Annotated in this window: 10 protein-coding genes and 1 pseudogene; 1 reads left to right on the forward strand and 10 read right to left on the reverse strand. The window is 61.3% G+C overall.

Annotation, left to right across the window (positions count from 1 at the left end):
- Positions 1-5 precede the first annotated feature (5 nt).
- The 9 genes and pseudogenes from ACX3P1_RS24815 to ACX3P1_RS24855 form a co-directional block, all read right to left on the reverse strand.
- Entirely contained in the window at positions 6-323 is a 318-nt protein-coding gene (locus ACX3P1_RS24815) for a winged helix-turn-helix domain-containing protein (RefSeq protein ID WP_459082240.1), read from the reverse strand.
- A gap of 552 nt (positions 324-875) precedes the next feature.
- Positions 876-1,046 (reverse strand): annotated as a pseudogene (locus ACX3P1_RS24820) (SMC-Scp complex subunit ScpB); the annotation flags it as partial.
- 238 nt (positions 1,047-1,284) lie between these two features.
- Positions 1,285-2,853: an asparagine synthase (glutamine-hydrolyzing) gene (gene asnB, locus ACX3P1_RS24825; protein ID WP_459082241.1), complete on the reverse strand. Its 1,569-nt coding sequence runs from the start codon at positions 2,851-2,853 to the stop codon at positions 1,285-1,287.
- 130 nt (positions 2,854-2,983) lie between these two features.
- Positions 2,984-3,877, reverse strand: coding sequence for a sugar phosphate isomerase/epimerase family protein (locus ACX3P1_RS24830; RefSeq protein WP_459082242.1), 894 nt, complete (start codon positions 3,875-3,877; stop codon positions 2,984-2,986).
- Between the two features lie 28 nt (positions 3,878-3,905).
- Positions 3,906-5,513: an FGGY-family carbohydrate kinase gene (locus ACX3P1_RS24835; RefSeq protein WP_459082243.1), complete on the reverse strand. Its 1,608-nt coding sequence runs from the start codon at positions 5,511-5,513 to the stop codon at positions 3,906-3,908.
- Between the two features lie 19 nt (positions 5,514-5,532).
- Positions 5,533-6,261, reverse strand: coding sequence for an SDR family oxidoreductase (locus tag ACX3P1_RS24840; protein ID WP_459082244.1), 729 nt, complete (start codon positions 6,259-6,261; stop codon positions 5,533-5,535).
- Between the two features lie 22 nt (positions 6,262-6,283).
- Positions 6,284-7,525, reverse strand: coding sequence for a sugar ABC transporter permease (locus tag ACX3P1_RS24845; protein WP_459082245.1), 1,242 nt, complete (start codon positions 7,523-7,525; stop codon positions 6,284-6,286).
- Positions 7,522-8,346, reverse strand: coding sequence for an ATP-binding cassette domain-containing protein (locus ACX3P1_RS24850; protein ID WP_459082246.1), 825 nt, complete (start codon positions 8,344-8,346; stop codon positions 7,522-7,524). Before ACX3P1_RS24850 ends, ACX3P1_RS24845 begins: the two co-directional genes overlap by 4 nt.
- A 105-nt stretch (positions 8,347-8,451) precedes the next feature.
- A complete protein-coding gene (locus ACX3P1_RS24855) occupies positions 8,452-9,498 on the reverse strand; it encodes an ABC transporter substrate-binding protein (RefSeq protein WP_459082247.1) in 1,047 nt (348 codons plus the stop codon).
- A 232-nt stretch (positions 9,499-9,730) separates the two neighbouring features.
- Between ACX3P1_RS24855 and ACX3P1_RS24860 the strand changes: the two genes are divergently transcribed.
- Entirely contained in the window at positions 9,731-10,768 is a 1,038-nt protein-coding gene (locus ACX3P1_RS24860; protein WP_459082248.1) for a LacI family DNA-binding transcriptional regulator, read from the forward strand.
- Positions 10,769-10,863: 95 nt separating this feature from the next.
- Here the strand turns inward: ACX3P1_RS24860 and ACX3P1_RS24865 are convergent, their stop codons facing one another.
- On the reverse strand, positions 10,864-12,123 hold the full coding sequence (locus ACX3P1_RS24865; RefSeq protein WP_459082249.1) for an ABC transporter substrate-binding protein: 1,260 nt from the start codon (positions 12,121-12,123) through the stop codon (positions 10,864-10,866).
- Positions 12,124-12,178 lie beyond the last annotated feature (55 nt).

The raw sequence follows: 12,178 nt of genomic DNA on the forward strand, positions 1-12,178 counted from the left end.
TAACATCAACCCCAAGATGAGGCCGACACTTCGCTAATCTGCGATCCAATCTGAGCCAAATGATCTGACGACGGACAACTCGCGCCGTCGACCCCATCACCGAGCGTCTTACGCAAACGGGCTATTTGGAAGCGCAAACTTCCTTCTTCCACGACAACATCTGGCCATACCCGAGCAAGGAGTTCTTGCTTGCTGAAGACGTCGTTAGGACGAGACAACAGACAGATCAGTATGTCTAGTGCCCTTGCACCCAGATCAATCCGGGCGCCATCCCGCGTCAGGAGTCGCTCCGTTGCACTCAAGCGAAATGGACCAAATGACATCAGGTCGCGCGCGCGCCGACGATTTCGAGGAGGTCCGGTCCGCTCGGCCCGGGGCAAAATCAGCTACGTCGCATTGTTCGTCGATGGCGCGGGAAACTGCGGCGTCGTTAAACAGGCGGCGATCATTGTTGGGTGCTTCTAACATCTGAGGCCTCTCTTCCAAGTCGCGGCTCGAATAAGACAGATGCCTGCTCGTTAAGCTGGGCGCACAGGTATGATGCCGGACACCAGACTGTAATCATATTCCCAGACCCGCGTTTTCCAGCATCTTGCCCTTGCACATCGAATCTTGCTGTTGTGCTTGTCGCGGGCCCCGCCGGCGCGTTCAACGAGCCCCGAACCGGGCCAACTTGTTGCCCATTCGTCAACCACCGCTTCCCACTGCGCGGACGAAAGCGGCTTGACGCGCTCGACGGGCGGGATGACTGGCCCCGAGCGGATTTCGAGCGGGTCTGCACCGCCTAGGACAGCGGAGATTGTAATGGCGCGTATTGGCGGCTTCGTCGAGGACGACATCGACATCAGGGCGTTCATCTTCGTCATCTGCCTCCTACCCATCAACCCGTCCGGGATATCGCCCTTGAGCAAGGTTTCTTTCGACAACAATCCGGCATATTCGAGCGCCTCGAAGTCGGGCAGGTCACGCAGCGTGTCGATCAGGTCGCGCGAAACCTCCTTGCCGAAGAAGCTGGAAAGCTCGCCACGGTCGATCGGCTGAAAATACTGGGAGCTGGCGTGACCGCCTAACTTGCCCAAAAACTAAAGCCTGGCGTGTCCAAAATGACGTGATCGGATCAGAGACTTTGCTTCGGCCTGGTTTCGAATGCGCAATACATGCTTCTCATCTATGGTGAGTAACAACCAGACAGACAGGGGTCCGACTGCCTATGCCCCGAAACGAGAGGTTCCGGGGCATAGGGTGAATGTCGTCTGAACTGTGGGTTAACCTTAAATTGCTACGCTACGCTGCCACGCGATCAGCGACCCAGCGTCCGGCATTGGCGAGGATGAGGTCGGAATCGATGAAGCGCTCTCGCAGGATCTTCTCGAAAAGCGCCCCTTCCTGCACACGATCAATTTCGCCGGTCTTGCCGGTGAGCGTTTGCAACGCCTCCTGCAATGCCGCCACGGTCCCCGAGCCTTCATCGAATTGCGCCTTTTTGCGCCAAACCAGGCTCTCGGGCAGCAGGTCCGCACAGGCTTTTCGAAGCAACCATTTCTCGGTGGTAGGTCCGGTAGATTCGGTCATATCGGGATCGGTTCGGCGCAACTTCAGCGCTGCCGGGATCGATTGCGCAAAATCGATAAGGTCCCGGTCCAGGAATGGCGTTCGCGCTTCCAGCGATTCCGCCATCGAAATCCGGTCGACACGTTGCAGGTTGATGTTGTGCATAGCTCCAAGACTGCGCGTCAGTTCGTCGGCTAGTGCCCGAGGATCATCGACATAGGCATGTTGATAGGTATAGCCCGCGAAAAGCTCATCGGCACCCTCCCCTGTCAGCACGGCCTTGATCTGGCGTCGTGCAAGTCTGGCTGCGAACAAGGTTGGAATGGCGCTGCGCACCAGATCGATATCTGCGCTTTCGAGATGGTAAATGACGTGGGGCAGGTTTTTCACCACATCATCGGCGGTAAAAATATACTCGCTATGGTCCGAACCGATATGAGCGGCGACCGCTTTGGCTGCGATCAGATCAGGGGAGCCGGCGGTGCCGACGGCAAAAGTCTTCAAAGGCGCCTTACCGGCCTGTTGAAGCTGGCGCTGTGCAATCGCCGCCATGATCGAGCTGTCAAGGCCCCCCGACAGGAACGAGCCTACTTCGACGTCGGCAACCATCCATTTGGCGACCGCAGCCTCGATCACCAGACGCAGTTCACGCGCAGTGGCGTCGACATCAAGGCCGGGTTCTGCCTGTGCCGCGCCTTGCGGCAAGCGATACCACTGGCGCCAACCGTCGCGGCTGTCATAAAGCGTACCGGGCGGAACCGCCTCGATCGCACTCAGGCCCAGTCCATCGAAGGCCTTCAGCTCAGAGGCGAATGCGAGCCCGTCGCCAATGCGCGCCATGTAGAGTGGCTTAATACCGAGAGGATCGCGGGCGGCGACAATGCGATCGGGTGTGGCCAGCACGAAGGCGAACATCCCATCCAGCCGGTCAATCCAGCGGGAGTTCTTGGTACGGAACAGATGCAGGATGGTTTCACTGTCACTGGCAGTCTGGAAAAGATCCTCCCCAAGGACGGCGCGAAGGTCGGCATGATTGTAGATCTCGCCATTGGCGATCAGCATGTCCGTGCCCTGAAGGATCGGCTGCGCACCGTCCTGGGGTCCGATTATGGATAGCCGACAATGGGCCATGATGACCGGCGCACCTTCAAGACTGGTGACTTGCGTCGCATCGGGGCCGCGATGAGCGATCTTGGCGATCATGCCCGCGGCCATGTCCTCGTCTCCCACATTCCACAAACAGACCAGACCGCACATAACGTTTTCCTTTTTATTTGGTCGCAACGGTCGCCTGGCGGACATGCAGGATGCCGAAGAAACGATGGGCGGAGCGAAATCCGTCCCGGTATTGCCGCCTTGGTGGAGCCGTAACTAAAAACAGTGCAATGATTGCCCCTCCCCTAAAGCGTGACAAGTCCAGACACGACCTGCTTCATCCCGGCAGAGACGCGACCCGCGATACCGCATTCGCGGCGGCGATCATCTGCGCCTGCGTGTACATCTTGGCGTGCCGGACGAGGTCATCGCCATCCTCCCATGTCTCGCGCCAGATACCCAGTATCCCGGTAAGGGGTTGGCCCACGACCCGCGACGAGAACGATTCATAGGTGATAGGGCCTTCATAGCCGACACGCGCAAGCGCCCGGAAAATGGATTTCAGGTCGATCGACCCTGTTCCCATATAGCCGCGATGGCTTTCACCGGTATGGAAGTAGCCCAGATAGTCACCGGTCGCATGGATCGCCGCGACAGCATCGGCTTCCTCGATATGCATGTGATAGACGTCGAGGTGAACCTTGACGTTCGCGGCGCCGACGCGGCGACAGTATTCCACCCCCTGGGCTGCGGTGTTGAGGATATTGCTTTCGTAGCGGTTGACCACTTCCATCCCCAACGTGATGCCGCTGGCGGCGGCCTTCTCGGCCACGCGCGCCATCACCTCGATCGAGGAGGCAACCCCCTTTGCGGTTGCCGGTTCCGCGTATTTCTGGAACGCCGAATAGAGGATGCCGCTGACATGCGTGGCGCCGAGGTCTCGGGCGATGGCGACGACATCGGTCAGATGCTGTTCGCCGGCCTTGACCCGCGCGGCATCGGTCGAGGAAATATCCTTCTGGGCATCCAGGCCCAGCGACATCGTCACGCCTATACCGGCCTGCTCCAGCTTCTTTTGGGTGTGGTCGACGTTGATGGCCAGAAGGTCCATCGCCGAGATTTCGATCAGGTCGAAGCCGAATTCCGCGGTCTTGTCGATGGCGCGGCTCGCTTCATCCTCGCTCCAGCCGGCGACCCAGACATTGGCATGCAAGCCGAGACGGTTTTTCATCGTGTGCTTCTCCATGGGACCGTTGAAGTCAGCGTATCTCGCGTGCCAGCGACTGCAGTTGCTGAAAGGCGTCGTAGCGGCTGGCGTGGATGGCGGCGATCTCGCCGCCGGCGGGTTCACAGGCCTCGCCTGCGTGACTCAAGGCAGCCATCGCGTCGCCAATGTCGGCAAACAGGTTTGCGGCCACCGCGCCCAGCGTCGCAGCGCCCAGCAGGACGGGCTCCGTCGCGCTTGTCGCCAGAACGGGAACGCCCGTCGAATCCGCCAGCACTTGCCGGATCAGCGGCGATTGGCCCGCGCCCCCGGAGATGACGATTTTTTCGATCGGCGCGCCGGCTTTCGCCTGGGCTACTATGATCTGGCGCAGTCCGTATCCGATGCCGCTGACGCCGGCGAGATAAAGCCTCGCCAGGCTTTCCAGATCCCTTGCCATGTCGAGCCCGACGATCACGGCGCGTGCATCGGGGTCGGCATGCGGGGCGCGATTGCCGAGAAACTCCGGCACGACGTGCAGACCCTTGATTTCGAAAATGGTCTCGGAGACGGAATGTCGCCGGGTCAAAAGTTCCGTCAGCAGGTCGGGAACCGAGATGCCGCGCCGCTCGGCCTGTTCGCGGGCTTCGTGGCTGGCCGGGTGGCTGGCGATCAGCTGGTCGATCGCCGCGCCGGCCGCGGATTGCCCGCCCTCGTTGAGCCACATGCCGGGGACCATGGCCGAAAAATACGGCCCCCATACGCCGGGAACAAAGACCGGGGCCTGGGTGGAGGTCATCGTGCAGGAGGACGTGCCGAAGACATAGGCCATGTGGGTGGCCGGGTTGCCCTCCACCCCCACGGTGCCGATGCCGCCGGCATGCGCGTCGATCATCCCGGCCGAAACCGGCGTGCCCTCGGCAAGGCCCAGTTCGGCGGCCGCCGCGGCCGTAAGCCCCGATCCGAGCGCCGTGCCCGGTTCGACCACCCTGTCGCCGATGCGTCGGAAATTTTCGGCAGCCAGCTCGCCCAGCCCGATCTGCTCGAAATAGCTCGGGTCCCAGCGGCGTTCATGCGCCAGATAGGTCCATTTGCAGGTGACCGTACAGGTCGAACGCGCCAGGTCGCCGGTGGCTTTCCAGGTGAGAAAGTCGGCCAAGTCGAAGAATTGCCACGCTGCGGCAAAGATTTCCGGCCGGTTCTCCTTCAGCCACAGCAATTTCGGCGTTTGCATCTCGGGCGAAATGCGGCCGCCGACATAGTTGAGAACATCATGGTTCAAGGCATTGATGCGGCTTGCCTGATCGGTGGCGCGGTGATCCATCCACACGACGATGTCGCGCGCCGAAACCTCTGAGGGGCCGACAGGTAGCGGCGCTCCCCCCTGCCCCAGCACGACCAGCGAGCAGGTCGCGTCGAAGCCTATTCCGGCGATCCGGGCAGGCTCGACAGCGGCCTTGGCTATGACTTCGCGCACTGTGCCGCAAACCGCCGACCATATCTGCGTCGAGGATTGCTCCACCATCGGCGCGGGTTCGCGCCAGGTTGTGATGTCGGCCTTGGCTGACGCCAGCATGTTGCCGGCGAGATCGAAGAGACCCGCGCGCGCGCTCCCCGTTCCGACATCCACACCAAGGATGAGGCGATCGTCCGGCGATGTCATTTCCACCAGCCTTGCTTGGTCACAGGTCGAGACTGCTCGGAAGGATCACCAGATCGCGGATGGTCACGTTGCGCTGGCGCGTAAGCATGAACAATACTGCCTCGGCGACCTCCTGCGGCTGCATCAGGCTTCCGTTCGCAAGCGCTTCCTCCATCTTGGCCTTGGGCCAATCGTCCAGCAGGGCCGTCACCACCGGGCCGGGAAGTACCGCGCCCACTCGCACCCCATGCGGCGCGACCTGGCGTCGGGTTGCATGCACGAAGGCCTGAACCGCATGCTTGGAAGCCGTATAGATCGGCTCCCAGACGACGGGAATGACGCCGGCCACCGACGACGTGAAAAGAATGTCGCCGGAGCGCTGCGCGATCATGTGCGGCAGCACCGCATGAACGGAACGGAAGGCGGCATTGATGTTCAGGTTCAACATCCTGTCCCAGGCGTCGGGGTCGCCTTCCGCGACGGCTCCGCCGATATAGGCGCCGGCATTGGCGTAGAAGACATCGAGGCGACCGGCCGCTTCGAGAATGCGCGGCAGGATGCCCGAAACCTGCGGACCGTCGAGAAGGTCCACCACCAGCGGCAGCGCGTCGGGTCCGATCTCCTTGCAAAGGAACCGCAGACGGTCTTCGGCGCGGTCGATCATCACGACTTTCGCGCCGGCGCAAACCAGGGTCCGGGCACAGGCCAGGCCGATGCCGGAAGCGGCTCCGGTAATGGCGACGACCTTGCCCTTCATCGATTCGTTCATTTTATTCTCCGTCATTTCTCGGTCAGCCTCGGCCATGCGTCGCACGCGACCGGCGGGCCAGGGAGTCGACGATCACCGCTATCGCCAGAACGCCCCCGGTGATCATGTAGCGAAGGCTCGACGAAAGATTGAGAAGCGTCAGCCCGTTGGAAATGGCCTGGATGACAATGATCCCCAGCAACGCCGAATAGGCGCTGCCGCGTCCGCCAAACAGGCTGGTGCCGCCGATGACGGCCGCCGCGATCGCGTTCAAATTGACGTCACCGGTGCCGGCCTGCTGGCTCGACGACGCCAGGCGCGCCGCCGACAGCATCCCGCCCAGGGCGGCCAGGGTGGAGCACAAGGCGAAAGCTGAGAGATAGATGCGCTTGACGTTGATGCCCGAACGGCGGGCCGCCTCGCGGTTGCCGCCGACGGCGAACATCGAGCGCCCCCATTTGGTGCGGGTCAGGGCATAATTCAGCACCACGACCAGCAGGACAAAGAGGCCGAACATCCACGGCACGCCGCGGCCCCGATTGAGATACCACACGGCAAGCTCAAGCGCACCGGTCAGCGCTCCCGCCTTGATAAGCAGCAGGGTCAGGGGTTGAGCCGTCAGCCCTACCGCCTTGCGGCGGCCTGCGACGTTCAGGCCCGCCACCAACAGGACCAACCCCGGCACGAGAGCCGCCAGATGAGAGAACCAGGCAGGCATGATCAGAAGCTGCCCGAACTTCACCATCCATGAGGCGTAGGGAAGATTGATCGAGCCGCTTGGGCCGAGCAGGTAAAGTTGCAGGCCGACGAGAGCGAGCAGGCCCGCCAGGGTCGAGATGAAGCTTGGCATTCCGATCCAGTTGAGCAGGCTCGCATAGAGCACGCCGATGAGCGCGCCCACGCCAAGCGCCAGCATGATTGCCATGGGCAGCGGCAGGCCCAGATTGACCCACACGACGCCAACCAGCGCGGAGGCCAGGCCGCTCATGGAACCGACCGAAAGGTCGATTTCGCCGAGCATCAGCACGCACACGATGCCGAGCGAAATAACGCCCACCGTCGCGCAATCGAAAAGCAGGTTCACCAGATTGTTCGGGGCCAGGAACAGCGGGTTCAAGATCGAAAAGACCACGGAGATCAAGATGAGGCCGGCCACGACCGGCAACATGCCGAGGTCGCCCGAGCGCACCCGGTCCAGAAAGGAGCGGAGCGCGCCGCTGATGCTGTTGTCGTCGCGCAGCCGCTCGTCAGAGCGGTCGAGCGCGGTTGTGCTTTCCGGCTTCATGTGGATGCTCCCCCGATTTCCGTAGCCCCAAAACCGGTCGCTTTGCGCTCGGTTCGGCGCGAAACGGCGTTTTCGGTCGCGCCGGTAATCGACGCGACAAGATCCTGATTGCTCGTTTCCGGCGTAAAGACGCCGTTGTTGCGCCCGAGGCGCAAGACGACGATCCGGTCGGCGACGGCGCGCACATCTTCCATGTTGTGGCTGATGACGATGACGCCGAGACCGCGCTCGCGCACCCGTTCGATGAGGTTGAGCACCTCCGCCGTCTGCGCAACGCCAAGCGCCGCGGTTGGCTCATCCAGCATGATGATCTTCGGGTCCATGAGCAGCGAGCGCGCGATAGCGACGGTCTGGCGCTGCCCGCCCGACAGCGACGCCACCGGCTCGCGCACGGAAGGAATGCGCGCGGCAAGTTCCCTGAGCAGGGTCCAGGCGCGGACTTCCATCTGCACTTCATCGAGCCGAAGCGGGTTCAACTCGTGGCCGAGAAACAAATTGGCCACGACGTCCAGGTTTTCACAAAGCGCCAGATCCTGAAACACTGTCGCAATGCCGAGCTTCAGCGCCGTTGCGGGACTGTCGAGCGAGACCTGGCGTCCCATGAATTCGACGGAGCCGGACGTGGGCTGGTGAACACCGGCGAGAATCTTGATGAGGGTGGACTTTCCGGCACCGTTGTCGCCGACCAGCGCCACGACTTCGCCAGCGTGAACGTCGAGGTCGATGTCGGTGAGCGCGGAAACCGCGCCAAAGTTCTTTGAAATACCCCTGAGACTGAGGATCGGGCCGCCCGGCTGGGCTGCGTTCGTCACGTCGGTCATGTTTATCGCCTTCAATCGTTAGATTTGGGCTCGTCACCCGGCCGGTCGATGAACCGGCCGGAAGACGCTGGGGGGAAGGCGTCTATGCGCCCTCCCCCTGTTCGTTCAGTTCGTGATGCCAAGCGCCTTGCAGCCCTCGGCGTATTCGCCGGTGCAGACCTGTTCCGGTGTCTGGATACCCTTGTCGAATATCTCGGCCTTGATGTTTTCCTTGGTGACGACGGCGGGAACGAAGAGTTCCGAAGGCGTATTGTACAGAGTGGTCTTCGCCTCGGGCGTTTCGCCGTTCAGAAGCTGCACGGCAACTTTCGCGGCGGCTGCCGCAACGATCTCGGAGGGCTTTGAGATCGTGTTGTACTGGTCGCCCGAGATGATCAGCTGGAGAGCCGCGATGATCGCGTCATTGCCGGTAACGGGAGGGACCGGATTGACGCCCGCTGCCTTGAAGGCGGCAATAGCGCCGCCGCCGGTGCCGTCATTGGCGGCGACGACACCCTTGATGTCCGCGCCAAAACGGGTGATCTGGCCGGCGGCCCACTGCTGAGCCTCGCTCGGCTTCCAGTCCGGCGTATCGAATTCCGCGAGCGTCTTGTAGCCGGAATCCTTGAGGCCGCGATGGATGCCGTCGCGGATCAGGCCGGCCGCCGCGTCGGTAGGCGATCCGTTGATCTCAAGCACGCCCGACCCCTCCGGCACGCCCGAGGCCTTCAAGTGGTCGACGAGCGACTTGGAGATGGCATAACCGATGCCTTCATTGTCGAAGGAAACATAGAAGTTGGCCGGAACGTCCGGAATGGGCCTGTCATAGGCGATTATCTTGACGTCCTGCGAATTCGCCAGCGAAACCAAGGCGGCCGCCGCGGAAGAGTCGACGGGATCGAGTACGATGACCTTGGCGCCCTGTGTAATAACCGAGTTGAACTGCTGCTGCTGCAGCGACATGTCGGCATTGGCGTTCTGATAGATAACTGTGCAATCCGGGCACAGCTTGCTCATCTCGGCCTTGAATCCGGGGTAATCATGTTCCTCGTAACGGGTCGATCCCTGGTCCGGCATCAGAAAAGCGACGGTCCCCTTGGTCTGGGCCATCGCCGTGCTACTCATCAGGACGCTCATCGCGCCGACTGCGGCAGAAATGATTAGGTATTTCATTGAATGTCTCCTCCATCGGGACGGGTTCGCCTCAATGCCGACATCCTGTGAGAAACGCCCCAGGCACCCTGTCGCCACACATGGCCACAGACCAGCGAACACTTCCTCCCAGAAGTCGGAGCGGCGCAACTTAACCTTGCTCCATCGATTAAGCGGCAAGCTCAACCGATGGAGCTAACTTGCTATAGCCCTTGAAGGATGTCAAGCTGGCACCTAGATCAAAGGAAATCGATTGAGCGACCGTTCTCCAGTCTCCCGCAAACGTACAACAATCTACGACCTGGCGTCGTTGGCCGGCGCCTCGCCGACGGCCGTCAGTTCCGTGCTGAACGGCACATGGAAGAAGCGGCGCATCAGTGCTGCGCTGGCGGAAAAGATCGAGCGTATCGCAGGCGAGACGGGCTATGCGCCGAACACGCAGGCAAGCGGCCTGCGCCGCGAGAAGTCAAACCTGATCGGCATGATCGTGCCCAAATACGACAATCGGTATTTCGGCTCGATCGTCGAACGCTTCGAAACGATGGCGCGCGACCGGGGACTGTTCCCGATCATCACCTGTACGCGACGCGAGGCCGATCTCGAAATCCAGGCGGCGAAGGAAATGATTTCGCACCAAGTGAGCTGCCTGATCGCCACCGGAGCCACCGATCCGGACCGCATCACGGAATTATGCGCCAATTCCGGCGTCCGCTCCCTCAATCTGGACCTGCCCGGACGGCTGGCGCCTTCGGTTATCTCCGACAACAGGGGCGGTGCCCGCGCGCTGGCGCGGCGCATACTCCAAGCATCCCAGGCCGAAAGGGCTCCCGGCGAATCGCTCCTCTACATCGGCGGACGCCTGAGCGACCACAACACAGCCGAACGCATCCAGGGCTTCCGTGAGGCCCATGCAGAGTTCGGGGTCGCGGTCAGGGAAGAATGGATTCTTGCCGGCGGCTATTCTCCCGACAAGGCGGAAAATACGTTGCGCGACTATGCCGCCCGCCACGAAAGAATGCCGGCGGCGTTTTTCGTCAGTTCCACGATTACCCTGGAGGGCGTCATCCGCTGGCTGAAGGCGCGCGGTCTCCACGGTGACCGTCTGCCGCACATCGGCTGCTTCGACTGGGATCCGCTGGCCGAGGCTCTCAACGAGAATATCGTCATGCTGCGGCAGGACGTTCCCCGGATGCTCGATGAATTGTTTCGGCTTGTGGTCGACGGACACGACCAGGCGACGCGCATTGAAATCCCTACCCTGCTGGGGCCAGACTTCACACCGATCAGGTAGCAGAAATCATATGGCGGTGTGGCTAACCGCTCACTCGCGTCGAGCCGTCGGACGCACCAACCACCAGGATTGATGCGCCCTCGATGCGAGTTCGACTATTTGGCGATTTCAGCCCTCACCTTCTCGACATCCTCAGCCGACATCTGGCCGACCGTTTCCACGACGCCGTCCTTGATCCGCCATAGGCGGAACGGGCCGGTAATATCGCCGTACTGGTCGAAGCTGACAGGGCCGATGACGCCTTCATACTTGATTGGCTTGCCTTCCTTGATCAGCGCCAGCGCCTTGGCGAACTGCTCCTTGCCGGCGTAGATCGGTTCGCCGTCATGAGCCACCACCTGCGGGATCGCCGCCTTGATAGCCGCTGATTCCGGCTTGCCTGCCTTCGCGATCGCCAGCGCGACAATCGCGCCGGCGTCATAAGACCGGTCGGCTGCGGGCGCATCCGGCTTGATGCCTCCGGAGAAGGCCTCGTATTCCTTGTAGAAATAATCGGACGAGGCGGTCTGGGCGGTGCCGGACGAAGTTCCATAGGCGTCGTTCAGATATTGCGCGCCGACCGCCTTGATGAAATCGTCCGAGTTCATGCCGTCATTGAGCAGGAACTTGGCCGGCGCACCGGCTGAAATCCACGCGCGGGCGATGGTTGATCCATCGACAGGATAGCTGACCAGGTAGAGCGCCTCGGGATCACCCGTCATTGCGGCGGTGACTTCAGCCGAATAGCTCGGCTGCTTCTCGTTGTAAGGAACCGTCGAGGTGATTGTACCGCCAAGCTTCTGATAGGCGATGGTGAATTCTTTCACCATGTTCACGCCGAAATCATTGTTGACGTGAATGATCGCGAGCTTCTTGAGACCCTGGTCCATCGCATATTTCGCGGCGGCCGTTCCCTGCAAGGCGTCGGAGGTGATCGTACGGAAGAAGACGCCGTTGGTCTTGCCGTCCATGCCCAGTTGCGTGAGGGAAGGAGAAGACGAGGCCGGCGAGATCTGGACAACATTGGCCGGACCGGTGACCGATGTCAGGATCGGCAGTGAGATCGACGAGATGATGCCGCCGATGATAACCGGCACCTTCTTGATATTGACGAGCTGATTGGCCTGATCCACGGCGACATTGCCCTGGCTTTGGCTGTCACGGGTGTCGGTCACCAGTTTGCAACCGTCAATACCACCAGCCTCGTTGAAATCTCTAAACGCCATCTCCACGGACTTGGCGCCCGCCTGGCCATAGGCTCCGGCAGGACCGGTCAATTCCATGACCAGGCCTATGGTTATGTCACAGTTCTCGGCCATCGCCGGAGCCAGACCGAGCGCTGACAGCACGGTCGTCACAAAAAGCAATTTCTTCATGTCTCTCTCCCCTTTTCGGCTGCGCTATGCAGCCATCATCCTTTGAATGCACGCA

The sequence above is a fragment of the Mesorhizobium sp. A623 genome, from assembly GCF_054489405.1.

Excerpts from the sequence above, each read along its gene's own strand:
- ACX3P1_RS24815 (WP_459082240.1), bottom strand. The coding sequence starts at position 323 with ATGTCATTTGGTCCATTTCGCTTGAGTGCAACGGAGCGACTCCTGACG.
- asnB (WP_459082241.1), bottom strand. The coding sequence starts at position 2,853 with ATGTCCGCCAGGCGACCGTTGCGACCAAATAAAAAGGAAAACGTTATG.
- ACX3P1_RS24830 (WP_459082242.1), bottom strand. The coding sequence starts at position 3,877 with ATGAAAAACCGTCTCGGCTTGCATGCCAATGTCTGGGTCGCCGGCTGG.
- ACX3P1_RS24835 (WP_459082243.1), bottom strand. The coding sequence starts at position 5,513 with ATGACATCGCCGGACGATCGCCTCATCCTTGGTGTGGATGTCGGAACG.
- ACX3P1_RS24840 (WP_459082244.1), bottom strand. The coding sequence starts at position 6,261 with ATGAACGAATCGATGAAGGGCAAGGTCGTCGCCATTACCGGAGCCGCT.
- ACX3P1_RS24845 (WP_459082245.1), bottom strand. The coding sequence starts at position 7,525 with ATGAAGCCGGAAAGCACAACCGCGCTCGACCGCTCTGACGAGCGGCTG.
- ACX3P1_RS24850 (WP_459082246.1), bottom strand. The coding sequence starts at position 8,346 with ATGACCGACGTGACGAACGCAGCCCAGCCGGGCGGCCCGATCCTCAGT.
- ACX3P1_RS24855 (WP_459082247.1), bottom strand. The coding sequence starts at position 9,498 with ATGAAATACCTAATCATTTCTGCCGCAGTCGGCGCGATGAGCGTCCTG.
- ACX3P1_RS24865 (WP_459082249.1), bottom strand. The coding sequence starts at position 12,123 with ATGAAGAAATTGCTTTTTGTGACGACCGTGCTGTCAGCGCTCGGTCTG.